This window comes from Shewanella sp. AS1 (genome assembly GCF_021412565.1).
Lineage (GTDB): Bacteria > Pseudomonadota > Gammaproteobacteria > Enterobacterales > Shewanellaceae > Shewanella.
In genome coordinates this window covers 1-306 of record NZ_JAKCLJ010000054.1, presented here as the reverse complement: position 1 = coordinate 306, position 306 = coordinate 1, and the positions used below count along the sequence as shown (strand labels likewise).

The 306-nt window shown below is 45.1% G+C and carries 2 rRNA genes; both read left to right on the top strand.

The annotated features are described in order from the left end of the window. A 23S ribosomal RNA gene (locus LZP69_RS16020) occupies positions 1-90 on the top strand; the annotation flags it as partial. 104 nt (positions 91-194) lie between these two features. Then, positions 195-306, top strand: a 5S ribosomal RNA gene (rrf, locus tag LZP69_RS16015); the annotation flags it as partial.

The window sequence follows — 306 nt, the reverse complement described above, 5'->3', positions numbered from 1 at the left end:
CGTCCGAGACTAGGACGTTGATAGGCAGGGTGTGTAAGCGTTGTGAGGCGTTGAGCTAACCTGTACTAATGACTCGTGAGGCTTAACCATACAACCCTAATGGGTTTCTAATGGTAAAACTTGAACAAAAGAATACCGACACTTGATTTTAGTGTTACTCAATAAAGAACAGCTTTCTAAATTTAACAATTTTGTCTGGAAACCATAGCATTGTGGCCCCACCTGATCCCATCCCGAACTCAGAAGTGAAACGCAATCGCGCCGATGGTAGTGTGGGGTCTCCCCATGTGAGAGTAGGTCATTTCC